Origin of the sequence: Streptomyces sp. NBC_00996 (assembly GCF_045162675.1) — a bacterium.
In the GTDB taxonomy this organism is placed as follows: Bacteria; Actinomycetota; Actinomycetes; order Streptomycetales; family Streptomycetaceae; genus Streptomyces.
This window is the reverse complement of record NZ_CP108723.1, coordinates 3879489-3905649: the sequence shown is the minus strand read 5'-3', so window position 1 is coordinate 3905649 and position 26161 is coordinate 3879489. Positions and strand designations below refer to the sequence as shown.

20 protein-coding genes and 4 pseudogenes are annotated in these 26161 nt (G+C 71.3%); 10 read left to right on the top strand and 14 right to left on the bottom strand.

Features of this window, described 5'->3' with window-relative positions:
• Positions 1 to 7 precede the first annotated feature (7 nt).
• Positions 8 to 1297 (bottom strand): helicase-associated domain-containing protein, encoded by a 1290-nt coding sequence (locus OG390_RS18445; RefSeq protein WP_406169271.1) that lies wholly within the window; start codon positions 1295 to 1297, stop codon positions 8 to 10.
• A gap of 155 nt (positions 1298 to 1452) precedes the next feature.
• On the opposite strand from OG390_RS18445, the gene OG390_RS18440 reads away from it, so the two are divergent.
• Positions 1453 to 2583 carry a hypothetical protein gene (locus tag OG390_RS18440; protein ID WP_406169269.1) on the top strand — a complete coding sequence of 377 codons (1131 nt, stop codon included), beginning with the start codon at positions 1453 to 1455 and terminating at the stop codon, positions 2581 to 2583.
• 42 nt (positions 2584 to 2625) lie between these two features.
• Here the strand turns inward: OG390_RS18440 and OG390_RS18435 are convergent, their stop codons facing one another.
• A complete protein-coding gene (locus OG390_RS18435; RefSeq protein WP_406169267.1) occupies positions 2626 to 3036 on the bottom strand; it encodes a type II toxin-antitoxin system VapC family toxin in 411 nt (136 codons plus the stop codon).
• Positions 3023 to 3241, bottom strand: a complete 219-nt coding sequence (locus tag OG390_RS18430; RefSeq protein ID WP_406169265.1) for a hypothetical protein — start codon at positions 3239 to 3241, stop codon at positions 3023 to 3025. Before OG390_RS18430 ends, OG390_RS18435 begins: the two co-directional genes overlap by 14 nt.
• 754 nt (positions 3242 to 3995) lie before the next feature.
• On the opposite strand from OG390_RS18430, the gene OG390_RS18425 reads away from it, so the two are divergent.
• Positions 3996 to 4454: a hypothetical protein gene (locus OG390_RS18425; RefSeq protein WP_406177727.1), complete on the top strand. Its 459-nt coding sequence runs from the start codon at positions 3996 to 3998 to the stop codon at positions 4452 to 4454.
• Positions 4455 to 4462: 8 nt separating this feature from the next.
• Positions 4463 to 4708 carry a hypothetical protein gene (locus OG390_RS18420; RefSeq protein ID WP_406169263.1) on the top strand — a complete coding sequence of 82 codons (246 nt, stop codon included), beginning with the start codon at positions 4463 to 4465 and terminating at the stop codon, positions 4706 to 4708.
• Between the two features lie 616 nt (positions 4709 to 5324).
• Here the strand turns inward: OG390_RS18420 and OG390_RS18415 are convergent.
• The 3 genes and pseudogenes from OG390_RS18415 to OG390_RS18405 all read right to left on the bottom strand — a co-directional run bounded on the left by OG390_RS18415 (position 5325) and on the right by OG390_RS18405 (position 8177).
• The gene (locus OG390_RS18415) at positions 5325 to 5609 is read right to left on the bottom strand and encodes a DUF1876 domain-containing protein (protein ID WP_399074857.1); all 285 of its coding nucleotides are present in this window, start codon (positions 5607 to 5609) and stop codon (positions 5325 to 5327) included.
• Positions 5610 to 6146: 537 nt separating this feature from the next.
• Positions 6147 to 6371 (bottom strand): FMN-binding protein, encoded by a 225-nt coding sequence (locus OG390_RS18410; protein WP_406169261.1) that lies wholly within the window; start codon positions 6369 to 6371, stop codon positions 6147 to 6149.
• Between the two features lie 433 nt (positions 6372 to 6804).
• Positions 6805 to 8177, bottom strand: a pseudogene (locus tag OG390_RS18405) (ferric reductase-like transmembrane domain-containing protein).
• A gap of 529 nt (positions 8178 to 8706) precedes the next feature.
• On the opposite strand from OG390_RS18405, the pseudogene OG390_RS18400 reads away from it, so the two are divergent.
• Positions 8707 to 9165 (top strand): annotated as a pseudogene (locus OG390_RS18400) (polysaccharide deacetylase family protein); the annotation flags it as partial.
• Between the two features lie 56 nt (positions 9166 to 9221).
• Positions 9222 to 9585, top strand: a pseudogene (locus OG390_RS18395) (sigma factor-like helix-turn-helix DNA-binding protein); the annotation flags it as partial.
• 52 nt (positions 9586 to 9637) lie between these two features.
• Here OG390_RS18395 and OG390_RS18390 read toward each other — a convergent pair.
• Positions 9638 to 9895 (bottom strand): annotated as a pseudogene (locus OG390_RS18390) (DUF6928 family protein); the annotation flags it as partial.
• Between the two features lie 243 nt (positions 9896 to 10138).
• On the opposite strand from OG390_RS18390, the gene ettA reads away from it, so the two are divergent.
• Genes ettA through OG390_RS18375 form a run of 3 tightly spaced genes read left to right on the top strand, consistent with a single transcriptional unit; the run spans position 10139 to position 12918 of the window.
• Positions 10139 to 11803 (top strand): energy-dependent translational throttle protein EttA, encoded by a 1665-nt coding sequence (gene ettA / locus OG390_RS18385; RefSeq protein WP_406169259.1) that lies wholly within the window; start codon positions 10139 to 10141, stop codon positions 11801 to 11803.
• 6 nt (positions 11804 to 11809) lie between these two features.
• Entirely contained in the window at positions 11810 to 12223 is a 414-nt protein-coding gene (locus OG390_RS18380; RefSeq protein ID WP_406169257.1) for an acyl-CoA thioesterase, read from the top strand.
• The gene (locus OG390_RS18375; RefSeq protein WP_406169255.1) at positions 12220 to 12918 is read left to right on the top strand and encodes a hypothetical protein; all 699 of its coding nucleotides are present in this window, start codon (positions 12220 to 12222) and stop codon (positions 12916 to 12918) included. The genes OG390_RS18380 and OG390_RS18375 overlap by 4 nt, the downstream gene beginning before the upstream one ends.
• A 5-nt stretch (positions 12919 to 12923) precedes the next feature.
• Here the strand turns inward: OG390_RS18375 and OG390_RS18370 are convergent, their stop codons facing one another.
• Complete coding sequence (locus tag OG390_RS18370) at positions 12924 to 13865, bottom strand: hypothetical protein (protein WP_406169253.1); 942 nt, start codon at positions 13863 to 13865, stop codon at positions 12924 to 12926.
• Positions 13866 to 13912: 47 nt separating this feature from the next.
• The gene (locus OG390_RS18365) at positions 13913 to 14977 is read right to left on the bottom strand and encodes an ABC transporter ATP-binding protein (protein ID WP_406169251.1); all 1065 of its coding nucleotides are present in this window, start codon (positions 14975 to 14977) and stop codon (positions 13913 to 13915) included.
• Between the two features lie 95 nt (positions 14978 to 15072).
• Between OG390_RS18365 and OG390_RS18360 the strand changes: the two genes are divergently transcribed.
• Positions 15073 to 15417, top strand: coding sequence for a hypothetical protein (locus OG390_RS18360; RefSeq protein ID WP_406169249.1), 345 nt, complete (start codon positions 15073 to 15075; stop codon positions 15415 to 15417).
• 62 nt (positions 15418 to 15479) lie between these two features.
• Here OG390_RS18360 and OG390_RS18355 read toward each other — a convergent pair whose 3' ends face one another.
• The 3 genes from OG390_RS18355 to OG390_RS18345 all read right to left on the bottom strand — a co-directional run bounded on the left by OG390_RS18355 (position 15480) and on the right by OG390_RS18345 (position 22182).
• Positions 15480 to 18233, bottom strand: coding sequence for an FtsX-like permease family protein (locus tag OG390_RS18355; protein ID WP_406169247.1), 2754 nt, complete (start codon positions 18231 to 18233; stop codon positions 15480 to 15482).
• A 1-nt stretch (position 18234) separates the two neighbouring features.
• Positions 18235 to 21486 carry an FtsX-like permease family protein gene (locus OG390_RS18350; RefSeq protein WP_406169245.1) on the bottom strand — a complete coding sequence of 1084 codons (3252 nt, stop codon included), beginning with the start codon at positions 21484 to 21486 and terminating at the stop codon, positions 18235 to 18237.
• A gap of 282 nt (positions 21487 to 21768) precedes the next feature.
• Positions 21769 to 22182 carry a globin gene (locus tag OG390_RS18345; RefSeq protein WP_399074832.1) on the bottom strand — a complete coding sequence of 138 codons (414 nt, stop codon included), beginning with the start codon at positions 22180 to 22182 and terminating at the stop codon, positions 21769 to 21771.
• A 146-nt stretch (positions 22183 to 22328) separates the two neighbouring features.
• Here OG390_RS18345 and OG390_RS18340 point away from each other — a divergent pair, with 146 nt between their 5' ends.
• Positions 22329 to 23312, top strand: a complete 984-nt coding sequence (locus tag OG390_RS18340; protein WP_406169243.1) for a methyltransferase domain-containing protein — start codon at positions 22329 to 22331, stop codon at positions 23310 to 23312.
• Between the two features lie 31 nt (positions 23313 to 23343).
• Here the strand turns inward: OG390_RS18340 and OG390_RS18335 are convergent, their stop codons facing one another.
• Together OG390_RS18335 and OG390_RS18330 are read right to left on the bottom strand one after the other, a co-directional pair.
• Positions 23344 to 24654, bottom strand: coding sequence for an FHA domain-containing protein (locus tag OG390_RS18335; RefSeq protein WP_406169241.1), 1311 nt, complete (start codon positions 24652 to 24654; stop codon positions 23344 to 23346).
• Positions 24655 to 24727: 73 nt separating this feature from the next.
• A complete protein-coding gene (locus OG390_RS18330) occupies positions 24728 to 26074 on the bottom strand; it encodes a vWA domain-containing protein (RefSeq protein WP_406169239.1) in 1347 nt (448 codons plus the stop codon).
• Positions 26075 to 26161 lie beyond the last annotated feature (87 nt).

Sequence of the window (26161 nt, the reverse complement as noted above, 5' to 3'; positions counted from 1 at the left end):
ATCCCGCTCAGAGCCGAGCGGGCAGTAGGTAACCGAGTTTCAGCAACGCGTCTCGGAAGGCCGGCAGGTCGCCGGGGGCCACCATGAGGTGTTTCCGACCGACCCAGGAACACAGCGCGCCCGCCCTACGGTCCTTCGCGATCATCACGGCTTGCGCCTCGTCCACGCACTCCAGCAGGTGGCACGTACCCAGATTCCGTACCCTCTCAGTGCGGGAGGCGGCGTCGGCCAGCAAAGCCGTAACGGTCTGCGGCAGTTCCTCTCCTTCGCTGTTCTCAACCAGGAAGCGGCGCAGCTCCTCCAGGCCGCGGCCTGCGTGGAGGGCTTTCAGCAGGGAGGCGGTGGACAGCGTCCAGACACGGTCGGCGGACCGGGTGGCGAACGCGTCGAGCAGCAGCGCCTCGGCGGGGGCCAGGCCGTCGAGTGCTACGACGTCGAAGTTCGGCAGGACCCTGACCGGGCTCCGCCCTTTGACGGCGGGCCCCGGGATTGGCCGGTATTCGTCTGCGCGCCCCGTCACGTACGCCCCGAGCGGGTTCAACCGGACGGCGAGCAACCCGTCGTACCGGCTGAGCCGCTCCAACCAGTCGGCACCCCACATGCGGCGGAAGTCGTCCCGGGCCCCCTCCGGGTCTATGTACTGGATGTTGACGAGACCGAGGGTGGCCGCGTACTCGAACAGCACGCTCAGGGCGTAGCGGCCCTGCAGCACCGGCCAGTCGTGGTGTCCGTCGTAGCCGAGGCTGCCGTACTGCGCATCCTCCAGGTACAGCTTCCACAGCGCCCGCTCGGAGCGGACCAGGTACGGGTCATGGCCCGTTGCACGCATCGCCTTGAACAGCTCGTCCACCGTCAGCCATTCCCCGGGCGGACAGCATTCGGCGAGCGCCGCACCCACCGCCTTGCGGCGCGGACCGGTCGCGCTGGGGACGTTCGCCGCACGCTGCCCTTTGACCGCCTCGATGCGGCTGAACTCGTCCAGTACCCCGTGGCTCAGCCAGCGCCGCCACAGGTGCCGGATCGTCTCGTGGGCGGGCTCGGCCAGCGCCTTGCGGCCACGCGCCGTCAACTCCATGCGGCCGCCGGACAGTTCGGCGAGACCTCCGGCCTGGAGCAGCAGCGGCCAGGCGAAGGCCCTGACCGCCTCGCCCTCGTAGAAGTCACCGCCGGTGAGGACCTCGCTCAGCGCTCGGATCGTGGCCGCGGAAGGGCGCTTCGTCTTGTCGCTGCACCGCATCCTGCCCGCCGTGGCCAGCTGCAGCACGGCCGCGAGTTCCGCTCTCGCATCGTGCTCCATCGGCCGCTCCGTCCACACCGCTGCCACAGCCCGCTCCTCCCCGGTACCGCTCGCATCGGCTAACTCTACGGCGCCTGAATACAACGCCGGGTGGCTCCGGCCGCCTTGCCCGCTCCCCGTCCGCGCCCATCAGCGGCGGCGATAGAGTCCGCCATGTGAGCGAGTACCAGTACTACGAGTTCCAGGCCCTCGACCGGCCGCTCAGCGACGAGGAGCAGGAGCAACTGCGGGCCATCTCCTCCCGGGCCCGGATCACCGCCACCAGCTTCACCAACACCTACAACTGGGGTGACCTGAGCGGGAATCCGCGCCGCATGGTCGAGCGCTGTTTCGACGCCCACCTGTACGTCACCAACTGGGGCACCCACCGCCTGATGTTCCGCCTGCCCAAGCAGACCCTGGCCCTGCCCACGGTGAAGCCGTACTGCCTCGACCACCACATCGAGGCCTGGACCACCCGCACCCACCTCCTGCTCGAAATGACCAGCGAGGACGAGAGTGGCGACTGGGTCGAGGGAGCCGACGACTCCCTGGCCGCCCTCATCGGCGTACGCGACGAACTCGCCACCGGTGACCTGCGCCCCCTCTACCTCGCCTGGCTCTCCGCCCTCGCCGCCCGGGAACTTGAGGACGACGACGAAGAGGAGTACCAGACCTGCCCCGAACCACCCGTCCCCGCCGGGCTCGCCGACCTCACGGCCCCGCAGCGCGCGCTCGCGGACTTCCTGCGCGTCGACGCTGATCTGCTCGCGGCCGCGGCTCAGGCCAGCCCCGCCGCACCCAACGAGTCGGCCAGGCCCACGAAGAAGGAACTTGCCCCGCTGATCGCCGCCCTCCCACAACAGGAGAAGGACGGCCTGCTGCTACGGCTCGTCCTCGGCCCCGAACTCCGGTTGCGCACCGACCTCCTTCACCGCCTGCGCGGCACCACCGCCCCCGCCACAGCCCCCGGGCGCCGATCCGCCGCCCACATCCTGGATGCCGCACACACCCTGAGCACCGAACGTCGGCAGCGCGCCGAACACGAACGGGCCACCGCCCGCGCCCAGTGCCTGACCGCCCTCGCGAGCGAGGCCGAATCCGCCTGGCAACGGATCGAGGCGCACATCAGCACCAAGAAGACCAGCGCCTACGACCAGGCCGTCACCCTCCTCGCGGAACTGCGCGACGCCTACGCCCACACTGGACGTGACGCGGACTTCCGGTCGCGCCTCATCCGCCTGCGCGAGGACTACCGGCGTCGCCCCGGCCTCATCCACCGCCTCGACCACCACGGCCTCCGATAACACCCCACCGCCAGCACGCCGGGAGAGCCCTGGCAGGCGCCCTCAGGGAAGGAGCGTGAACGCGGGAACGTGTTCAGGCGCGATCGCCCGGAAATGCCGGTGGTCGAGCGTCGCGACGCTGGTCAGCTTCAGCCGCTCCGCCACAGCGATCACCGAGGCATCCGCGACGCCCAGTGGAAAGCCCTGGTAGCGGTGCATGAGGTCGGCAATCCGGGCCATGTCCCGCTCTTCGGGGAACGCCTGCACCAGGTCACCACCGACGACGGACTCCACCAGGTTGATCTCAGCCTGGGCGCCGAGATATTTCCCCACCAGATAGCAGCATTCGGTCAGCACGTACGGTGTGACCAGCAGGTCGCCGTCGAACGACTCCAGGAGCTCTGCACAGCGTTCGTGATCGGGATCGTTGCGGTTGAGGAAGGCGACAAGCGGACCGGAGTCAACGATCAGCATCGCCCTCGCCGATCTCCGCCCTCACGATGTCCCTCGCCCGGGCGCCGAGATCGGTCGCCGGACCATCGAAGGCCCGCAGTATCCGGAACCTGCTCGGCGCAGGCTTCACCAGACGCAGAGCGTGGCGGCGCAGTTCCTCCGCCTGCTCTGGCTCCAGGCGATCAATGAGCTCGTGCAGATCACTGTAGTCGTAGGCCGAGGTCATGGCCGCTTCCTCTCCACCGCGCCGTACATCCACGATAGCGTCGCCACGCCCGCCACGGTGACCGTGACGTCACGGCCGGAACCCCCTACCTGCGGGCTCCCGTCACGGGACCACCGCGCGGCTGAGCTCCGGAGCGATCCCATACCCAGCCCCCAGGGACGCCGGGCCGCATCGGAACCGTTACTGCCTCCGCTGACGATCGCTGGTTGTGCGGCTCCTGCCAGAGGCTGAACACCCATGGTCGCCCCGCCGTCACTCCTCGCTGTCTCCGGGGCGATAGGCGCCTTGTTCTTGATCCGCAAGGAATTCCAGTACGCCGCGGATCACGTTCAGTTGGCGCCGTCGCAGCTCCTCGCCCTCTGCCCCGTCGACGACGACGTACCGGACATGAACGGAGGGCGGGGGTCCCCATCTGCCGCCCTCTGGAGAAGGGACCGACTGCGCACGATCTGCATTCGTCATACCTCCCACCATCTCGTCGACGCACCAGTTGTCCGTCGTACCCGCCAGACCCAGGGAAAAGCGTCAGCCCCGACCGGTATCCTCCCCCGCCACGCTTGTTGGTTCGGTAGCCGTCGAGGCCGTCCCCTCCGCTAGGAACTCGGAACCACGCTGTGAACGTTTCTTCTGGTCAACCCACTTATTCCTTGATCACTCAAGGCGGTGAATCGGCCTGAATCCTGCAACCGGCCGACAGCGGATGCGGTTGTCCCAGGTGCTCATCGGAAGATCACAGAAGGGGACCACCTTGGTCATCCACTACGTCACGCGCCTCGCCACGGCTCTGACCGCCGCAGGAGCCCTCGTCCTCACCGCGCCGACGGGTGCGCACGCCACCGCGATCGGGTCGACTCCCGTGCGCACCTTCGAGTACAGCGTGGGCGGCGTGACGATGAAGGTTCCGACCGGCTGCATGTTCACGCACATCATCCGAGGCAGCGGCAGGAAGATCACGTACCAGAACGCCGGCGTCGACTGCGCCTTCGTCGGGGCACTCAGCAGCGGTTTCTGCAACTGGCGCATCGACTTCACGTACGCCGACACCAACAACCGCACCTACCGTACCTCGCGTGGCCGGACGCACAGCGAGTGCAAGATCGACCCGATGCGAAACAACTCTCCCCAGACACTGCCTCGTTATGGCAAGGCGTGCGCCCACCTCCACGTCAACGGAGTGCGCCGCGTGAGTCAGTGCCACCACATCACGAAGTGAGTCGTTTCATGACCGAGCAGCAAGAGGGGCAGAAATCGGACCAGGCGTGGGAAACACGGCGACGCCGGGCCGGGATCACCGCGTTCCTCGTCGGCCTCGTCGCCACGCTCGCCTTCTTCGCCTTCTTTCCCGGACTCCCGCACGTCGTCGACTGGGGCGCCATTCTCGTGTCCCTCGCCGTGGCCGGGCTTGCCCGATGGGCCTGTCAGTCCTGGATGACGAAGACGGCAGAGAAGAAGCCCGAACGCAAGTAATCGCCTCGGTGGAGCCCTTGGGCTCCACCGAGCGCTCTTTCGAACCCTCAACACACCTCATCGTCGGCGTCTCGGCCTTCCGGCATGTCAGCTGAACTCACCGAAGGCGTCAGCCCGGGACGGTCGACTTCGTCACCATGCGCGGGGGTTCAGCAGCTGCCCAGACGCCCGCGGCGGGAGCGGCACCAGCCGGGACCGCCCCTCGACCGCCAGGGTGGCGTAAATGCGCAGGTCAGCGCCATTTGCGCGACCAGCCATGTTTTGTGGCTCCTGCCGGGGGCGCCTCTCCCCACCCTCCCCACGGGAGGGTTTTTTCTTGGTTCCCCCGGCGTGTCGCGTGTTGGTTCCCCCGGCGTGTCGCGCGCCGGCGTGGACCGCTCCCGGACGGCGGGCGTGATGGCCGTGGTCGTCGAGCAACTGGCGTGGCCGGTCGCGTGATTCGGCGGTACGCACGCCAGGGCCCTTGTGTGAAGTCGAGTGCGCAGGCGGAGGCGCCGCCCACCGTCGGGGCAGCGCCCCGGTGGCGGCCGACGCCTTCGGTCGGCCCCTGTTGGGCCGGATCGGATAGGGTCGGATCGGGTCTTTTTCAGGTCGTGTCGAACGGGGTCGGATCAGGTCAGGTCAGCGGGTGCGACGTTCTGCCCGACGCCGCGTCGATCTCGTCGTGCGCCTTGGTGAGCAGCTTCATCGCCAACTCGTTCAGCGCCCTCGCACCCGCGACCTCTTCGCCGACCCTCGGCTGATTCGAATCGGAGGGATGGCGGCTGGCATAGCCGTGGGCGCGTACTTCGTTCCCATCCGGCAGTCGTACGAGGGCGGCCGCACGGGTGCGGTGGTCGTCCTCCTCGAATTCCAGCTCGATGTGCCATCCGACAGCGGTCCGTGGCTGTGTCTCTGTCATTGCGATCACCTCCGGGGCGGGCCCCAGCCCCTAGTACCAGAGTGTGCTCCTTCGGCCGACTCCGCACGAGGTGGCGACGGATGTCGACAAAGGGTGGCCATGCGGCTACTTATGGTGCGCAGCTGGGGCGGGAGGTCCGGTCGGGCCTTGCTGCCGCGCCGCCGCGGCTGCTCCTGGAGGTCCCTGATCTGCTGCTGTCGAGCGATCAATGCCGATGTCCGAGGAAGGGGGGCGGCCCCTGCGAGGGCGGCCACGGCTCAGTGGCGGCGACAGTCGGTGACCGGGCAATTACGAGAGCGCGGAGCACGTCCTTCTCGGGCGTGGCGACAGCGCATCGCGGTTGGACCTGTGAGCCGCCGAGGCAGCCATGGGCGACCGGTTGAGCGGCTTGATGCGGGGGCAGAGTGCACCACAAGCGCACAGAACGAGCGGGGAACAGCGGGGAATCACGGTAAAGCAGCCAAGTCCGAAGAGGCCGCAGCCTAGTCGTTCACCCAGGTCAGCTTTCTGAACAGCACCTACGTCAGGTCGATGTATTCAGACGCCGGCCTGGTCCAGGGCGCTCTGCAGGGACTGCTTGTAGCCGGCGCTGGTGTACGTGGCGCCGGACACCGTGTCGATGGCCGCGCTCTGCGCCGCCAGGGTCTCCTGGTTGAGCTTGGGTACGGCCGTGGAGTTGATGTCCTTGCTCCGCGCCGTCTCGTCGGGGTACTGGACAGCGGTTGCATTGGTGATCTTGCTGCCCGTGAGGGTGATCCGCACCTGGACCGGACCGTACTTCGTCTGGGCCCGGTGACGGTACGGGTGGTGGGTGCGGCCGAAGTGGTCTTCGGGGCGGAGGGGGCGCTGCTCCTCTTCGCGGGGGCGGCCGACGCCGCGTGCGACGGCGACGCGCTCGGGGAGGTGCGCTTCTTCTTGGGTGTCTTCGACGGCGACGTTGACGCGGACGGCGTGCGCGAGGGCGCCGACGGGGATGGGGAGAGGGCGGCGGAGGTCTGCGCCGTGAGGGTGGGCGTGGGGGTGTCGGTCCTCGCCAGTGCCGGGTCCGTGGTCGGCTTGAGCGCCAGCAGCAGCACGATGCCGGAGACGGCGCCTGCGGCGGCCAGCAGCGCGTGGCGGAACGGATGCTTCTTCCTCACAGGAGCTCCAGCGCATCAGAAGTCCGGGGCGTCACAGACCGCTTCACGTGATCTCCTCAGAACTCGAAGGACTCGTGGTGGATGCGGCGGTGCGGAACGCCCGCCTCACGGAGGGCGGCGTACGACTCCTCGGCCAGTCCCGGCGGCCCGCACAGGTACACGTCGTGACGTGCGATGTCCGGCAGGATCCTGCGCAGCATCTTCGCGGTGATCGCGGGTCGTCGCCCGTCCGGGCTGTTGACCGCGTACAGCAGCTGCGCCCCGCGTTCGTCCGCGATCTCCTCCAGTTCGTCCCGCAGCGCCAGCTCCTCGGCCGTGCGGGCCCGGTAGAGCAGTGTCAGGTCTCCGGGTGCGCCGGGGAGCGTCTCGAACAGCGCCCTGAGTGGCGTGATGCCCGCCCCGCCCGCGAGCAGCAGCACCTTGCCACGGCTGCGGCGGGCCGCCGTCATCGCCCCGTACGGCCCTTCCGCCCACACTCGAGTGCCAGGCCGCAGCCCGGCCAGCGCCGCGCTGTGCCCGCCGACGGCCTTGACGGTGATCCGTAGCAGGTCAGGGCGGGGCGGCGCCGACAGTGAGTACGGGTTGGCGCTCCACCGCAGCCCCTTGGTGAGGAACCGCCAGCGGAGGAACTGACCCGCCTCGGCGCCCAGCCGGTGCAGCCGCCGGCCCTGGATCAGCACGGAGACCACCCCGGCGCCTCCTGCACGACCGACTCGACCCGCATGCGGTGCCGGAGGTTGAGCCGCACCGGGGTGAGCACGCGGTATCAGAGCAGGAGGGCGCCGACCGTGACATACAGGGCGTACCAGCCCGCGCGGGCGGTGGCGTCGCCGACGAACTCACTACCCGTGGCGAGTTGGTGCCAGAAGGCGAGGTAGACCGCCGCGTACGTGAGCAGGTGCAGGTAGTACCAGAGCTCGTAGCGCATACGGCGCCGTACGGCACCGGCGGACACGAAGCCGACGAGGAGCAGCAGGAGCGTGCCGACGGCCGCTTCGATCATGTCCGAGTAATCGGTGACGACGGAGACCGTCTGCGCCACGATGCCGGTGTCCGCCTGCAGCGCGTAGCCGTAGAGGATCAGCACGACGTGGGCGAGGGTCAGGGTCAGCGCGTAGCGGCCGCTTCTCGCGTGCCAGCGCACCACGCGGTCGGATCCGACCCGGCGTTCGAGGGCCGGGACGCGCGCCATCTGCGCGATCACGAGAGCGATCGCGTAACCGGCGAGCAGCCCGGTGATCCGGCCCGCGTTCACCAGCCGGTCCGCGGTGGTCGCGGCGACGGCGGGGGTGTTGTGCCACCACAGCCACAGGACGGCGGCCGCACCCGTCCAGGCCAGCACCAGCAGGGGGGCCGCGGGTGAACGCCGGGGCCGGATCCGACGCCTGGCCTGCCGTCTTCCCGCCCGGCTGTGCTGGATCGACGTCACAAGGCTGTTCTTCCCTTTGTCGACTTGGGTGCCCCGGCACCGTACACCGGCCGGATGGCCGAAAACAGTTGGTGAAGACGGGGCCCGACCTCCAGGAGATCCCCTTCCGGGGAGGGTGCACGAGGGCCCACTTCCCCATATCCACCTGGTGCAGCGCACCGGCGGGGCCGAGCGTCACACCTTCCGTGGCACGATGGCCGCCCGCCCGTTTCGGACACACCCGCGGCCTCGCCCATGGCTGCACTCGCCGCCCATGCAACAGCTCGGCCGTAAGGCAAATCAGCAGATAACGCACGCCCCTTCATCGGGTGCCGACCCTTTCGACGACCCCGTGAAGAGCACGTGGAGTGCCACCGCACTCGCCGCTGTACGCGCCGTCAGATCGACGCCTCCTCGCCGGTTCACGCGGTCTTGGGTGCGAGTCCGGCTCGCCTGTCCGCATCGCACTCGGAGCACTCACGGCCGCCCTCAACTCCCGCAGGGCAGCCCTCGATTCAGCTGTGATTGATGTCACTCCAGGGGGCGTGGTGTGAGTCGCTCGGCACGACGTCGGCACGCCCGTTCCCGCGAGCCCCGCGGTCACTGGCGGCTGCTGGCCCTGACCCTGTCCGTCGTTTTCGCCGCCCTGCTCTTCGAGGGCTGGACCATTTATGAGGTCGACGCCGCAAAGTCGCGCCTCCCCTGCACCAGGCCCGTACCCAGGGCCGTGGACGAGAGCGGTCCGGTCCTGCGCCGGATCAGCGGGGACCACGCCGAGTCCTCCACCGTGCCCGCACGCACCGTGGCGCTCACCTTCGACGGCGGCCCCGACCCCTACTGGACCCCGCGCATCCTCGACCTGCTGCGCAAGCATCACGCGCACGCGACCTTTTTCCTGTTCGGTGCGCAGGCGGCACACCATCCGGAGCCTGTGCGGCGGATCCTCGACGAGGGCCACGAGATCGGCTCGAACACGTGCACGGGGGCCGACCTCGGATCCTCGTCGCGCGTGCGCGCCGCGATGGAACCGACGCTCACCCAGAGGACCCGTGGCGTCCGACGCCTGGCTGGACGGCGACGATCGCCCGGCACAGGGTTGCGCCGCCGGCGGGTGCGGCCCCGGCCGGGGGCGATCGAGCAGGACGTGCTGGACCTGCCCGGCCCGGACAGCACCCCTGAACAGGCTCTGGAGTCCCTCTCTACCGAGCGGGCCCTGGAACTGGTCCGCGGGCTGCCGCGGGACCAGGCGGAGGCCGTGCTCCTGCGGGTCGTCGTCGGCCTGGACGGTCCCGCTGCCGCACGCGTCCTCGGCAAGCGCCCGGGGGCGGTGCGCACGGCCGCCTACCGAGGTCTGAAACGCCTCGCCCGCCAACTGGGCGTCGGAAGCGAGGCGGGCGAGGGCGTGACGGATGAGGCTTCCCGGACGTGAGGTGCTCGGGAAGCTGTGACGGGAAGTCGACCATCACTCTCTGGTCGCAGACGATTTCCACGCCCGTCCAGCTTGCGGCGTAGGCCGTGCCTTTCGGGGGATACACGCCGTCCCCGAGTGTCGAGCCTGCACACTGCTCGATCTCCCAGCCCGGGTAAAGACGCCGCATCATGTCGGACGTCTGTGGCAGGTCTGCCGTCTCCACCTCTCGCAGCAGGCCCGGCGCCTCGCTTTCGGTACAGATGAGCAGTCCCGTCTTGGCTCCCACGGCCCCTCCCCGAAGAGCCGCGCTCGGTGGTCGTCGCACCATGACCACCGGCACTGACATCGCTACGAGCCTCAGACCCCGTGCCGTGCTGGGCCGTCCCTGGGCTGGCCGAGGGCGCCCGAGGGCACTCAACGGCGACCGGCAGTGACCGTCGAGCAACGGCGGGCAGCGGTGAAGCCGCAGGTCACAGGCCCCCGGCCATACGCGTTTCCTTCCAGGGCTGGCCGTCAGGCAAGATGGGGTGTATCTGCCCACTGCCGATTTCAAGCGTCCGGACGGTTTCTCTTGGCTGAGTTCATTTACACCATGCGCAAGACGCGCAAGGCGCACGGCGACAAGGTGATTCTCGACGACGTCACCTTGAGCTTCCTGCCGGGTGCGAAGATCGGTGTGGTCGGTCCGAACGGTGCCGGTAAGTCCACTGTTCTGAAGATCATGGCTGGTCTCGAGCAGCCCTCGAACGGTGACGCGTTCCTGTCGCCGGGCTACAGCGTCGGCATGCTGCTGCAGGAGCCGCCGCTCGACGAGTCCAAGACCGTCCTTGAGAACGTCCAGGACGGCGCCGCCGAGATCATGGGCAAGCTCAAGCGCTTCAACGAGGTCGCCGAGCTGATGGCGACCGACTACTCGGACGCGCTGCTGGACGAGATGGGCAAGCTCCAGGAGGACCTGGACCACGCCAATGCGTGGGACCTGGACGCCCAGCTGGAGCAGGCCATGGATGCCCTGGGCTGCCCGCCCGGCGACTGGCCGGTCACCAACCTCTCCGGTGGTGAGCGCCGCCGCGTCGCGCTGTGCAAGCTGCTGATCGAGGCGCCCGACCTGCTGCTGCTCGACGAGCCCACCAACCACCTGGACGCCGAGTCCGTGCAGTGGCTCGAGCAGCACCTCGCGAAGTACGCGGGCACCGTCGTCGCCGTCACCCACGACCGGTACTTCCTCGACAACGTCGCCCAGTGGATCCTCGAGCTCGACCGCGGTCGGGCCATTCCTTACGAGGGCAACTACTCCACGTACCTCGACAACAAGGCCTCCCGCCTCAAGATCGAGGGCCAGAAGGACGCCAAGCGTGCGAAGCGTCTGAAGGAAGAGCTCGAGTGGGTGCGGTCGAACGCCAAGGGGCGTCAGGCCAAGTCCAAGGCGCGTCTCGCCCGGTACGAGGAGATGGCCGCCGAGGCCGACAAGATGCGGAAGCTGGACTTCGAGGAGATCCAGATCCCGCCGGGCCCGCGCCTGGGCTCCATCGTCGTCGAGGTCAACAACCTCTCCAAGGCCTTCGGCGAGAAGGTCCTCATCGACGACCTCTCCTTCACGCTGCCGCGTAACGGGATCGTCGGTGTCATCGGCCCGAACGGCGCCGGTAAGACCACGCTCTTCAAGATGATCCAGGGACTTGAGACGCCGGACGCCGGCACGATCAAGGTCGGCGACACCGTCAAGATCTCGTACGTCGACCAGAGCCGCGAGAACATCGACCCGAAGAAGACATTGTGGGCCGTCGTGTCGGACGAGCTCGACTACATCAATGTCGGGCAGGTCGAGATGCCTTCCCGCGCGTACGTCTCCGCCTTCGGCTTCAAGGGCCCGGACCAGCAGAAGCCGGCCGGTGTCCTCTCCGGTGGTGAGCGCAACCGCCTCAACCTCGCGCTGACCCTCAAGCAGGGCGGCAACCTGCTGCTCCTCGACGAGCCGACCAACGACCTCGACGTCGAGACGCTGTCGTCGCTCGAGAACGCGCTGCTGGAGTTCCCGGGTGCGGCCGTGGTCGTCTCCCACGACCGCTGGTTCCTGGACCGGGTCGCCACGCACATCCTCGCCTACGAGGGTGACTCGAAGTGGTTCTGGTTCGAGGGCAACTTCGAGTCGTACGAGAAGAACAAGATCGAGCGCCTCGGTGCGGACGCCGCGCGCCCGCACCGTGCCACCTACAAGAAGCTGACCCGGGGCTGATCGATCTTGCGGCACCTCTACCACTGCCCACTGCGCTGGGCGGACATGGACGCGTACGGCCACGTCAACAACGCGGTCTTCCTCCGCTACCTGGAGGAAGCACGTATCGACTTCCTGACCCGCCCGGACAAGCAGTTCAAGCAGGGGTCCGTGGTGGCGCGCCACGAGATCGACTACAAGCGACAGCTCGTCCACCGACGCGAGCCGGTGGACATCGAGCTGTGGATCACGGAGATCCGCGCGGCGGCCTTCACGATCACCTACGAGGTCAAGGACGCCGAGCAGCTCTACGTCCGCGCCGCGACGGTGGTCGTGCCGTTCGACTTCGAGACCCAGCGACCGCGCCGCATCACCGCCGAGGAACGGGAGTTCCTGGAGGAGTACCGGGACGAGAAGGCCGACGAGGCCGTCGCGGCATGACCGTCCTGCATCTCGCCGACGCGGGGGAGGCGGCGGACCTCGCCGCCTTCCTCTCCCGGCTCATCCACTACGACCGGGCGGCGGCGGTACGGCTGCAGGCCGCCGGGACGGCCCTCGCGGTCTTCGGGCGCCCGCCGTCCTTCGAGGTCCTCGCCATCCGTACGGCACGCCTCGCCAAGCCGTACGAGAACGGGCTGGACGTCACCCTCGACGTGACCGTCTCGGCCGGTGAACTCCTTGAGTCCCTCGACGAGTCGGCTGCCACTGCCGCGGTGCCGCAGGCCGTCACCGGGCCGCCGTGGGCCGGGGTGCTGCCGCCCCGTGGCGGCTGGCGGCAGGAGCCGGGGCTGCCCGACCCGGACGCCCTGCGCGCGATGGTCGCCGCTGCGGTCGCCGAATTCCGGTCCCGTACACAGGAGTTGGCGCCCGAGCTGCGTACCCGCGCCGAACTCGACCGCATCGGGCGGGAGATCTGGTCCCGGCCGGTCGGCGACACCGGACTTCCGGTACGGGCCGCGCATGCGGCGCAGTCGCTGGGATTCCTGCGGTCCTGGGACCCCGGGCGCCAAGCCGCGCCCGACGAGGCCCAGGTGGGGCTGTACTCGTCGGGCGCGTGGCTCCGGCTGCGTACGCCGTACGGGTCGATCGCCGTACGCAAGGCCGGACTTGGGACGTTGGACGTCAGCGTTCGCTGATCACCTCAGACGAGCGGCCACAGGGCCGCGGTGAGGCCGAAGCGCGTCACTCCCATCGTGGTCGTCAGGACCGTCCAGGTGCGCGGGCCCGTCGCCACGTCCAGGCCGGCCGGCTTGGTGAACATCCAATAGCCCGCGTCGTTGATGTGCGAGACGGAGAGGCCGCCCGCGCCCATCGCCGGGGCGACCAGGGAGAGTTGGCCGGTGGACAGGTCGGCGCGCTGCAGGAGCGGCGTGAGGATGCCCGCCGTGGTGATCAGGGCCACCGTCGTCGAACCCTGGGCCGCGCGCAGGGCGAGCGCCATCAGGAAGGCCAGGAAGAGCGCGGGCAGACCCGTCCGGTCCAGTACGTCGGCGATCGCGTCGCCGATGCCGCTCGCCACCGGCACCTTGCCGAAGACGCCGCCCGCGCCCGCCACCAGGATCACCATGGCCACCGGCGGGAGAGCCGAGGTCATGACGTTCGCGATGCGGGTGCGGTCCCAGCCGCGGCGGCCGCCCAGGAAGTAGGCGCACAGGGCGACGTCGAGGAGCAGGGCCACCATGGGGGCGCCGAGGACCGTGAGGGCGGCGCGCAGGGTGGAACCCTCGGCGAGGAAGATCTGGCCGAGGGTGCCGGCCAGGATGAGGAGGATGGGGCTGACGATCAGGGTCAGCACCATGGCGAAGGAGGGCGGGGCGACCTCTTCCGCCACGAGCGCGGGGGCGGGCTTGGTGAGTACGGCGGTGCCGTGGCCGTCGGGGGCCGACGCGGCGGGAGCCCCGCCGTCGGTCGGCGGCTCCTCGACGCCGTACACCTCCGCGTACACCGTCGCGGCGAGTTCGGTCGCGCCGTTCTCGATGAGGCGACGAGCCTCGATGAGCCGCTCGGAGAGCGAGGTGTGCGAGGAGCGGGACGCGGCACGGACCACGGGCTCCAGTGCGGTCCAGCGGTCCGGCGGGTTCACCGCAGTTCCGAACCCCTGAGGGATTGCTGTTCGGTTACGGCAGTGGATCACTCGTGCTCGCTGTCGTCCGGCCAGACGCCGATGTGGTCCGTCTCCAGTTCCAGCGCCACGCGGTCCCGCATGCCCAGGGCCTCGGTGTACTCGGCGGGGAGCTGGAGGCGGCCCGCGCGGTCGAGCATCGCGTACTCGCGGGCCACCACCGCTTCCTGACCGGTGGCCGCGTCGACCTCGGTGCGGCGCAGTACCTCCGTGGAGGTACGGCCGTCGCGGATGGCCACCGTGCGGCGGACCTCACCGGCCACCGCCTGGTCGTGGGTGACGATCACGATGGTGGTGCCGAGGTGTTCGTTCGCCGTGCGGAACGCGCCGAAGATCTGCTCGGCGGTGTGCGAGTCGAGTTCGCCGGTGGGTTCGTCGGCCAGGAGGATCGCGGGGGCGTTGGCGAGGGCCACAGCGATGGCGACGCGCTGTTGCTGGCCGCCGGACATCTGGTGCGGGCGACGGTTGCGGCAGTCGGCGACGTCGAGCAACTCCAGGAGTTCCAGAGCGCGTTCGGACTGCGCGCGGCGGCGAGTGCGGCGACCCTTGCCGGAGCCGGAGCCGGAGCCGGAGCCGGAGCCGGAGCCGGAGCCGGAGCCGGAGCCGGAGCCGGAGCCGGAGCCGGAGCCGGAGCCGGAGCCGGAGCCGCCGGAGAGCTGCATCGGTAGGGCGACGTTCTGGGCCGCCGTCAGGTAGGGGAGGAGGTTGCGGGACGTCTGCTGCCAGACGAAGCCGACGACCTCCCGGCGGTAGCGCAGGCGGTCCTTCGCGCCCATCGTGAGCAGGTCGCGGCCGGCGACCTTCGCCGCCCCCGCGGTGGGCGTGTCCAGTCCGGCCAGGATGTTCATCAGCGTCGACTTGCCGCTGCCCGACGCGCCCACCAGGGCCATCAACTCGCCCTCGCGGACCAGGAGATCGAGGCCCTGGAGCGCTTGGACCTCCACTCCGTCCGTGGAGAAGATCCGGACCAGGCGGTCACAGGTGATCAGGGCGTCGTGGCCGTAGGCGGGGCGGTCCCGGTGGGCGGCGGCGCGCTCGGCGAGGTCGGCGAAGGTGGGGTCGGTGGTGGTCATGGGCGGCTCCTGGGGGTGCTTGTCGAGGGTTGCCCGGAGTCGGAGGCCGGGGTGAGGGCGAATGTCCGGCCGGTCGACGGCAGGGTGCCGCTCTCATGGGGACGGGCGCCGCCCCTGGCGGTACGCCTGCCCTCCGCTGCAGCAACTGCGGCCACAGCTACGGCCACGATCACAGCCACGGGCTCGCCGAGCAGCGGGCGAGAGCCGCGGCCGCGCTGTGCCGCGGGCAGGTCGAGATCGGTCGCCGCGCCCAGCCGGTCGCGCAGCACGGCTACGGTCACAGCTACAGCTACAGCTACAGCTACAGCTACAGCTACAGCCACGGCCGAAGCCACGGCCGAAGCCACGGCCGAAGCCACGGCCGCAGCCGCAGCCGCAGCCACGGCTACAGCCCCGGCCGCAGTCACGTCTGCGTCCACGTCCACGTCCACGTCCACTGAGCGTGAGCCGTCGACCCGTGCGGTGCCCGTACGCGCGCCCGCGACGGCCGTGGTGCAGGGCTTCATCGGCTGTCCCCCGCTCTCAGCTCTCGTACGGAACCCCGTCTCCCCGTCCACCACGCCTGTGCCGCGGCGATGCCCGTCGCGAGGGCGAGGACGCTCAGGGACGGGAGGAGCAAGGAGGCCGGGTCCGTTCGGAGCTGGGCGTCTCCTGACGGGGAGCTGTGGGTGGCGAGCGAGATGGTCGTCAGGTCGATGCCGGGGGAGAGCAGGCGGATGGTCGCCCAGCCGGTGAGCGCGCCGCCCGCCGCCGCGAGGAGAGCCTGCGGCAGGGCTTCCAGGACGAGGAGGCGGCGGCCCTGGGCGCGGGTGAGCCCCATGGTGCGCAGGCGGGCGAGGAGCGCGGCGCGCTCGGGAGCGGCGCGTACGAGGGACAGCAGCAGGGCCAGCACGGCGTACCCGGCGCCCGCAGCGACCGCCGCCGTGTAGATCCGCTCGGCACCGGACTGCAACGGCGAGTCGACGTATCGCGCCTCCTCCTCCGCCCGCAGCCGTACGTCGACTCCGGCGCCCGCGGCCTTGCGCAGTGCGCCCCCGTCGATGTGGTCGCCGGTCACGAGCACCGCCGTCGGGCGCGCGGGCCGGACGCCGAGACCCGCGCGGTCCACGATCAGGAAGTCCAAGTCGAAGACGGCCGGGGTCCGCTCCCGTACGACGGTGATCCGCACAGTGACATGACTACCGTCCTCCAGCCGCACCTGGAACGGCCGCGTGCCGTAGCGGTCGGCCACGGCGGGGGAGGCCACGGCCGGCAGCGGCGCCTCCCCGGGGCTGCCGGACGAGCCAGGAGACCCCAGCTCCGTCCCCGAGAACCCCCCAAGACCCACCTGCCGGGCCAAGTTCGCGTACGCCCCCGGCTCCACCCCCACCACCGCCACCGTCTCCTGCTCCGTTCCCGAGCCCTCTCCCGCCTGGGCCCGGTAGGCGATGCTCACCGGTGTGACCTCGCGTACGCCCGGGGTGCGGCGGAGCTGTTCGGGCAGGGTGGAAGGCAGGGCGTGGGTCGCTTCTACGCGGGCGTCCGCGCCGGTGGTGAGGAGAGCGGCGTGGTCGCGGGCGGCGTGCACGCCGGCGAGGACCGAGCCGCCGAAGGCGGCGGTGGTGAGGGCGGTGAGGAGGGCCAGGAGAGGCAGGACCGTGGAGGTGGAGGTGCGGCCGGCGCGGGCCAGTGAGAGGTGGGTGACCGCGCCGCGCAGCCGTCCGGCCGGCCGGGCCAGACGGCGCAGCGGCAGGGGGTAGAGCCGCACCAGGACCAGCGCCGCGATGACGCCCACCAACACCGGTGCCAGGGCGACCAGTTGGTCGCCGGAGGCGCCCCGGCGCCGCAGCGCCGCCACCGCCGCCGACGCCAGGACCAGCAGAGTCAGTTCCGCGACGGTACGGCGCCGTGAGGGACGTACCGACGTCAGGTCCTCGCGGGCCCCGGGGACGGGTACGGCACGGTGGGCGAGTGCGGCCCGCACCGGCAGGGTGGCGCAGGCCAGGAGCGTCACCGCGACGGCGGCCGACACCGCGGAGGAGCGGCGGCCTTCCGGGACGGCGAGCAGCGCGGCGCCGAGGCCCAGCGCGCCCGCGGGCACCGCGACCATCGCCGTCTCGGCCAGCAGCCGCCCAGACACGCCGCGCAGTGAACCGCCGCGGGCGCGCAGCAGGGCCAGTTCGGCGCGGCGGCGGTCCACGGCGAGGCCGCCCGCCATCAGCAGGACCACGGCGGCGACCGTGCCCGTGCCGAAGGCGGCCACCGCGACCAACGGGACGATGCCCGAGCGCAGTTGGCTGAAGGACTTCACCACGTCGTCCAGGTCCGTGGTCGCGTCCGCGAGCGGATCGATGCGCCGGCGTATCCGTCCCAGGCCCGGGCCGGTCTCCAGCGCGGCGATCGCGGAGGTCAGGCGGGACATTTCGTGTGCGGCGAGGACGGAGGTGTCGGGCGCCAACTGCCAGTAGCGTTCCGGTTTTCCGGGTGTGCCGAGCATGGCGGGCGCCGCGTCCGGCGGCAGCAGCAGCGCGCCGAGCCAGTACTTGTCCGACGCGCCTCCCTGGGTGGGCAGTTGGATGAGGGAGGGCTTGCGCAGCACGGGCATGGTCGTCCAGTACGCGCCGTCGGGTGCGTGCGGGACGACGATGCCGGTGACCTTGACGGACAACGGGCCGCGCTCCACGCCGGGGAGGTGGATCACCGAACCCACCTTGATCCGCAGGGTCTTGGCGGTCTCGGCGGTGACGGCGGCCTCCACCTCGGCCGTCGCCGCGGTCACCTTGCCCGTCACGCGCGGCAGGCGTCCCGAGCCCAGCCGGGAGTGGTCGGCGAGGCCGTTCTGCGCGGTGAGCGACATGCGGGCGGGGATGCCGGTCGGCTGGGGCAGCCAATCGTCCAGTGCGGCGGTGGGGTTGGCGGTGCGGACCCCGTACGAGGACTGGGCGGGGTCGGCGACGAGGGGGCGTTCGACGGTGTCCAGCACCTTCGCGTACGCCGCGCGGAGGGCGGCCCCGCGCAGGGCCTGTTCCCTTTGCTCCTGCGGGAGCTCGACGCCGGGCTGGGGGGCGTACACCTGCACGGTGGTCTTCCGGGCCGTGGCGTCGCCGAGGACCCGACGCAGGCCGGCGTCCTCGTACCGGTCGACGGCCCGCGGGAACGCGGCGGCCAGACAGGCGGTCAGCGCGACGAGCAGGGTCAGGGCGAGCGCCGCCCCGGGCGCGGCGCGCAGCCGCGTACGCACCCAGGGGGCCACCACGGTCGTCATGGTCCCGGCCATGTCACTCACCCCCCTGCCGGCGCAGCGAACTCGCCGGATCCGGGCGGTGCAGCGCCAGGAATGCCGTGATGGCCAGCGGTGTGACGGCCACGGCGGCCAGCAGCACGGCGACGTGTACGAGGGGGAGTTCGACCAGTACCCTGGGCATCGGCCGGGTGGCGTCGGAGGTCAACACGATCAGTGGGACGACCGCCCGGGTCAGCACCGCGCCCAGGGCGACGCCCACCACCAGCGCCAGGGTCACCAGGACCCCCTGTTCGGCGGCGATCAGCCGGGCCGGCTGACGGCGCGGCGCGCCGAGCGCCCGCAGCACCGCGAACTCGGCGCCGCGCTCCCGCAGCGACCCGGCCGTGCTGACCCCGAAACCGACTGCCGCCAGCGCCGCCGCCACCACGGCCGCCGCGGCGAACGCGGCCTCGGGGCCCGCACCGAAGGGGTCGTCGCGCAGCCGGTCGGCGATCTCGTCGCGCACGACCACCTGCGAGGGCTCGACGTCGGGCCGCTCCCGCACGGCCGCCGCGACGCGGGTCGCGTCGCCGGGCGCGGCCCGCAGCCACCACTCGGTGGGCGCGACGCTCTGCCCGTAGCGGTGCTCCAACGTCCGGTTCACGGAACGGAGATCGACGAGCAGCGCCCCACCGTTCGGCTCCCCTGCAGTGCCCGACTCGTCCCCGGTCGTCGGTAGTGCCCGTACGCTCTCCACGATCCGCACCGGCACCGTCTCGCCGCCGAGGGGCACGTCCACTTGCTGCCCGGTCCGGGCGCCCGCCGACTTCAGGAACCGGTCGGTCGCGACCGCGGTGACCTCCGGCACTTCGGGCTGGACCACTTGCAGACGCATCGTCAACGACGTGATCTGCCAGGCGAAACCGGCCGGGACGTAGCCGGTGCCGTAGCGGACGGACAGGGTGCTGTCCGAGGACTCCTCCACCCGTGGGGGTGTCGGGCGGGTGGATGCGTCGGGCGACCCCGTCGTGCTGTTGGTTCGCGACGCCGCCTTCCATGCCGTGGGCAGCGACAGCCGACGCTCCGTGCCGTCGGCGCCGACCGCGTTCAACTCCTCGACGGAGAAGAGATGCTGCTGTGCCGTGTCGGTGGGCTGGGTCATGTCCAGTTGCAGTCCGATGAGCACCAAGGGGCCGGCGGTAGGGGGCAGGTCCAGCGCCGGCGCGTGCGCCCGCCCGTCGGCGGGAAGCTCGCCGAGCCGTATCGCGTACGGCGTCCCGTAGTGGTCCTCCAGGATGACCGACACGTCCGCGCTCGTCCCCTCCCCGCCACCGCTGTTGTCCAGCCGCACCGTCATACCGAGCCGTGTCGCGCCCTTCGGGAGCGGTGTGCCCGCGGTCGCTTCCTTCGGGCCGAGCCTTGCCAGCAGCGGCCGCACCGGCCGGTCGGCCAGGTCGCCGCGCAGCAGCACTCCGTCCGCCGCGTGTGCGGTGTCCAGCGCCAGCACCGTCGCCGTACGGCTGCCGGACAGGGGCAGGGTCGTGCGGACGGCGGGGGCGGCCGCGCGGACGTGCGGCAGTGCCGCGTACGTCCCGGCCTGGCCCAACTCGCCTTCGTCGCCGGCGAGTACGCGCACGGAGGTACCGGCCTGGAAGTCGGCCCGGTCGTCCTGCGAGCGGTTCCAGGAGGCGCCCTGGCCGATCGCGAGCATCCCCATGGCGACGGCGAGGACGAGAAGCAGGACCGGGCCCGCGCCGCGCATCGGGCGGCGGCTGAGCTGCCAGCCCGCGAGGGCGGCGGGCAGCCCGCGTCCGCTCGCGGCACGGCGCTCGGCGAGCCGGGCCACCGGCGGCAGCAGCCGCAGGGTGAGCACGGTCCCGGCGAGCAGGGCGAGGGCGGGCGCCGAGACCAGGAGCGGATCGATGCCGAGCGCGCCCGAGCCGGCGTGGCTGACGGCACCGGAGGTCTGTCGGTCCAGCTGCCAGTACGCGACACCCGCGATCACCAGCAGGCCGACGTCGGCGCCCGCGCGCACCGGAGCGGGCAGCGAGCGGGCCCGACCCTCGGCTCCGTCCCGGGAGGTGAGCGCCGGAACCGTCACCGCCAGCGCGCACCCGAGGGCCACTCCCGCCGCGACGAGCCACACCCCGCCGCGCCCGTCCGCGGTGTCGAGGCGCAGCCCGATCCTGGCCAACGCGCCCTGTCCGGCGAGCAGTCGGGTCAACGGCCCCGCGAGGAGCGGCGCGCAGACCGCCGCGGGCACGGCGAGCAGCAGCGCCTCCAGTGCGGCGAGCCCCGCGACCCGGGCGCCTGAGGCTCCGCGCGCCCGGAGCACCCGTGTCTCGCCCACCCGTTCGGCGCTCAGCAGCCGGGCGACCAGGAGCAGCGCGTACCCGGCGAGCAGTGCGAGCTGCAACGCGACGATCAGCAGCGTCGAGCGTGACACGAGCAGCGAGCGCTGGACACCGTCCAGCACCTCGGGCAGCGAGGTCGCCAGCGCCGTCGTCCCGCTCAGCGCCGCGTCCTTGCGCAGCCCCCGCTGCCCGGCGCGGGCCGCGTCCCGCAGAGCGCCGATCCGGTCGGGCGTCAGCGTCGAGAAGTCGGCGGACGCCAGCCACGCGGACTCCCCGGCGCTCACCCGGTCACCGGCGAGGACGGCGGGATCGGCGAGCAGCGGACCGTACGTCGTGAAGTCGACCTTGTTGATCCCGCGGCCGCCCAGCTCGTCCAACCGCCAGTAGGGCGCGGTGGGCCGGGCGGGCCGGTACAGACCGGTGAGCCGGACGCGGACCTTCGGGCCGCCGAGTCGGTCGACGAGGGTGAGGCGCGCACCGGGCTTCAGCCCGAGGCGGTCGGCGGCACTCTCGGGCAGGGCTGCGTCGATGACCGGGCCGCCGCCGGACGCGCCCGGCAGCCGCCCCGCCGTCACGCGCACCTGCGTGCGGTCGAGGGCGGCGAAGTGGGTGAGATCCGGGTCGCCCGCGCGGTCGGCGGGTGCCTGCAGGGAGCGGGGCAGGGCGTACGGGCCCGAGCGGACCAGGGTGCGGAGCGTGACCGGTAACCCGTCGAAGGTCTGCCGGGCGCCCTTGCGTACGGCGCTGTCGGCGGCCTCCCGCTGTTCCGTGGGCACGCCGGCCCGGACGATCAGCGCGGTGTCGACGGCGGTGCCGGGGTCCTGGAGCGCGTGCCGCAGGGATGCAGTGCCGATCGCGCCGGAGTACGCCGTGAGGGTCGAGAGCACCGCCGTCGCCAGCAGGACGGTGAGCAGCGCGGCGGCCAGCAGCAGGCGGTGCGCCCGCGCACGCATGAGAACGAACCCCGTCACCCGGCCCCCCGCCGTCGTCCCGGATCTCCGGACCTTCGCGCGATGCTGTCAGAGGGGGCGGGTCGCGGGTAAGCGCTTGTAGCACGGGCTTGACCGGATTGTGACCGGAATTCGGCGTCGGGCGACCGGAATGCGCGCGTCAGTCATCAGAGGCGGACAGTCGAAAGCGGATGAAAGCCGCGGAAGCCGATGGAAGCCGATGGAAGCCGCGGAAGCCGCGGTAGCCCACGGGCGTCGGCGGCCGTGCGCGGCCGCGGTGAGGGTTCAGCCCGCCGTGTTCACCATCGAAGCCGCCGCGTACGTCAGGTAGTTCCACAGCGTGTGCTCGTGCTCTTCGGAGAGACCGAGCTCCTCGACGGCGATGCGCATGTGCTTGAGCCAGGCGTCGTGCGCGGCCTGGTCGACCGTGAAGGGGGCGTGGCGCATCCGCAGCCGGGGGTGCCCGCGGTTCTCGCTGTACGTCGTCGGGCCGCCCCAGTACTGGATCAGGAACAGCGTGAGGCGCTCCTCGGCCGGGCCCAGGTCCTCCTCGGGATACATGGGCTTCAGCAGCGGGTCCTCGGCGACTCCCTCATAGAAACGGTGCACAAGGCGCCGGAAGGTTTCCTCGCCGCCGACCTGCTCGTAGAAGGTCTGCTCCTGAAGCGTGCCGCGCCGAATCTCTTTCACATCAACCATGGTCTCAGACGGGGCGGCGGAGGACTCAAGGCTTAGGACCACTGCCTGACAGGGCCGATTCCGACGCGGGCCGGCCCGAACGGCCCAGTCCGGATCGGCCGAGTCCGGCGCTCGCCTCGTGGCCCGTCCGGCAGCACAGTGGAGGTATGAGCGCGCACGCTCTCGACCACGACCTGGACGACCTCGCCACCCTGGCGAGGGCGGCCCTCGTGCGCGAGATCGACAGGAGCGGGGCCTGGGACGCCGACCCGGTCTGGCGGGAGGCGTTCGAGGCGGTCCCGCGCCACCTCTTCGTGCCGTACTACTACGTCGGCGTCGTCGGCGGCTTCGAGCGCGTGTGGGGCGAGGACCCCGACCTGCGGGCCCGGGAGCGCTGGATTCGCGGCGCCTACGCGGACGCCCCGCTGGCCACCCGGGTGCGCGACGGAGAACTGGTGTCCTCCAGCAGCCAGCCGTCGCTGATGGCGAACATGCTCACCGAGCTGGAGGTACGGGACGGGGATGCCGTCCTGGAGATCGGCGCCGGCACCGGCTACAACGCGGCCCTGCTCGCCCACCGCCTGGGCGACGACCTGGTGACCACGATCGACCTCGACGCAGAGATCACCGAATCGGCTCGGCGGCACCTGGACACCGCCGGGTACCACCCGACCGTCGTCACCGGCGACGGTGCCCGCGGCGTCCCCGAGCGTGCCCCCTTCGACCGGATCATCGCCACCTGCACGCTGACCTCGATCCCGCACGCCTGGCTTCCCCAGTGCAACCCGGGCGCCCGTATTCTCGCGCCGTTCGCGACCGGCCTGATCGCACTGAGCGTCCGGGACGCCGGGTATGCCGAGGGGCGCTTTCTGCACACGCCCGCCTACTTCGTGCCCCTGCGCGGCGGGATCCGGCCCGAGCGGCCGGAGCCGCAGCACCTGGGCGCGCTGCCGCGCCGGGCCAGGGGCCACGAGCTGTTCCGGTTCCTGCTGACCCTCACGGCGGGCCGTCTCGACCCCTATGAGGCGTACACGCTGTGGGAGCGCGAGAACCAGCCGGTGCGCGAGCGGTACGGGATCACGGTCAGCGGCGAGCACTCCTGGGCGTGGCTGGACGACCCCGAAGGGCCGTACGCCTGGCCGCTGCCGTGACGCCTGCGAGCCGCTGCCGTGACCGCTGAGATCAGCCGCGCCGGATGGTGATCGTCGTCCAGGCGCCGACGTGCACCCGGTCGCCGTCCTGGAGCGGAACCGGTACGAAGGGCTGGATGGGCTCCTCGCCGCCGTTGACCGTGGTCCCGTTCGTGGAGTTCTGGTCGACGACCGCCCAGCTGCCGTCCGGCTGCTGGACCAGGACCGCGTGCTGGTGCGAGACGCCCGGGTCCTCCGGGGGTACCGACAGATCGATGTCCGGGGTGTCGCCGGTGGAGTGCCGGCGGCGGCCGATCGTGATCTGGTTGCCGATGAGCGGGCGCTGCTGCTCCGGCGAGTACGCGGGCAGGTTCAGGCCCGCGGCCTCGGGACCGGAGCGCTGCATCATCGCCATGAAGTACTCGCGGTCGGGACCGATCGTCGCGCTCCAGGACAGCGGCTGCTGCTGGTACGCGGGGCGCGGGCCGGGCGGGGCCTGCGTCGAGCCGGACTGCGGGTAGCCGTAACCGCCGCCCTGGCCCGCGCCGGGACCGTTCGGGCCGCCGGGGCCGCCGCCGGGCGTACCGGCCGACGGCGGGGAGATCACCCAGTCGTCGTCACCGCCACCGTAGGACGGCCCGCCGGGCGCCGGCGCCTGCGGCGGGAACCCCGGCGAGGCGGGCTGCTGGGTGAAGGCCTGCGGGGCGCCGGGGCCTCCGGGCGTCGGCCCGGGCGGCGGCGGTACCGGGCGCGACGGATCGCCGCCGAAGCCAGAAGGATCGCCGCCGAAGCCCGAGGGATCGCCGCCGAAGCCCGAAGGGCCGCCGGTGCCGAAAGGCGGGGCGGGCGGACCCGGCGGAATCGGCTCGGCGGGCCGGTTCATCTGCGAGGGCCGCGAGCTCTGGTACTCGAACGGGTCATGACCGGGCCCGGCTCCGGGACCGGCGGGCTGTCCCGGCCCCTGCTGCTGGAACCGCAGCGCCGGATTCGGGCCGCCAGGGCCGCCGGGCGTCCCGGGTGCGGGCGCCGGCGGACGCGGTGCGGCCGGGGTGTACGAGGTCGCGGTGTTGGTGAGGAAGTTCCACCGGCACTCCTCGCAGAACGGCGCGGCGCCCTCACGGGGCGTACGGCACTGCGGGCAGAGCTCCGGCTCGGGGTCGGGCACGGCGGAAAGGTGCGGGCGCCCACCAGGGCCGCCACCGGCGCCGGGCGGCGGCGGTGGAGAGCCGGGCGGCGGATAGCCGTAACCGGGGCCGGGCGGCGGCGGTGGAGGTGGCGGGGGCACGGCTCCGGCCATGCGGTGACCGCAGACCTCGCACCAGTCGTCGGAACCCGACTGGTGTCCGTTCGGGCAGGTCGGCATGTCGGCGCTTCCCCCTCTCCTTTTCCGGTCGTTATGACCGGGTTTCTCCGGCTCCCCGCGGGAACCGGGCTCGCTACTTCTTTACACGAACAGTCTTTGTGGACCGCGTTTCGAGGGTCATCTCGTCGGCCTCTTCGACCTTTGCCTTCAATCGCACAGTACCTGCCGCGGCGTCGACCACGTCCACCACCTTCGCAAGCAGTTTCGCAGTATCGGCGTTGCCGGAGGCGCTGGCGAGCTGAACGGCACGTCCCAGCTTGGCCGTTGCGCCGTCGGCATCGCCCGCTTTGCGCAGATCCAAGCCCTGTTGGATGACTTGTGCCAGTTCCGCCTGCCCCGTGTAGTGCGCGACCTGCGGATTGATCGAGGTCGAGGCCACCATGTCGTCGGTCCACACTGCCCGTACGAGACCCTGCGCGCCGAGCTTCTGCACGCTCCCGTCACTCTGCGGGATCACCAGCGAGACCCGGGCGGCCAGCATCTCCCGGCCGACTTCGGCCGAGGGGACCTCGACGCACACGTGGTAGTCGCGGGACTCGTCGCCCCAGGAACCGGTGGGGTAGTCGCCGGCGCGCGGGCCCGCCTCGGTGCGGCGATCCGTCAACCCCTCGACCGTGGGGGCCACTTGCTTGACGAACTTGATCGCGGTGCCGACCGGCGTCCACAGCCGCAGGGAGACGTCCGCGACCTCCTTGCCCATGGCCGTCTCCATCATCTGCGTGAAGTCGGCGGACAGGGCGGCCGGGTCGGCGACGATGTCGGCGGTGCCGAGCAGCGCCGAGGCGATCCCGGTGACCTCCTTGACCTCCCAGTCGGTGCCCACTCCACGCGCGTCACACGTGAACCGCCCGGCACAGGAGTCGAGTGCGGCCTTGAGGTCCTGCGGTGACTCGTGTTCATTGCGGCCGTCGGTGAGCACGATGCCGTGCCGGATGGAGACGTCCGCCGAGGAGAGCAGCCGGTCGGCCAGGCGCAGCCAGGTGCCGATCGCCGTACCGCCGCCGGCGCTCAGTTTGCGCAGGGCCTGCTTGGCCTGGTCGCGGGTGGCGGCGTCGGCGACCGCGAGCCGTCCACCGCCCGGGTAGACCTCCTTGGCGATGTGCGTGCCGCCGATCACCGCGAAGTGCACACCGTCGCGCAGGGTGTCGATGGCGGCGGCCGTCGCGTCGCGCGCGTTGCGCATCTTGGTCGGCGGATAGTCCATGGAGCCCGAACAGTCGACCATGATCGCCACGGCCGCGTCGGGGCCCTGGCCCGCCGTGTACAGGTGCGGCGCACCGACGGCGCTTCCGATGGTGCCGCCGCCGGTCGCGCTCACCGTGATGATCGCGTTGACCTCGCGGCCACCCTCGGGCAGGTACTCGTTCTGGTACACGTCGACCGAGAACTGCGGCACGTTCGACTTCGAGAAATTGGCCATGCCTACTCTGTCCCCCTCAAGGCCTCCGGTAGTTGACGGAGGTGATGACTGTGTGCGGACCGGTCCCCTCCGGTCCTGGGCCGTCCC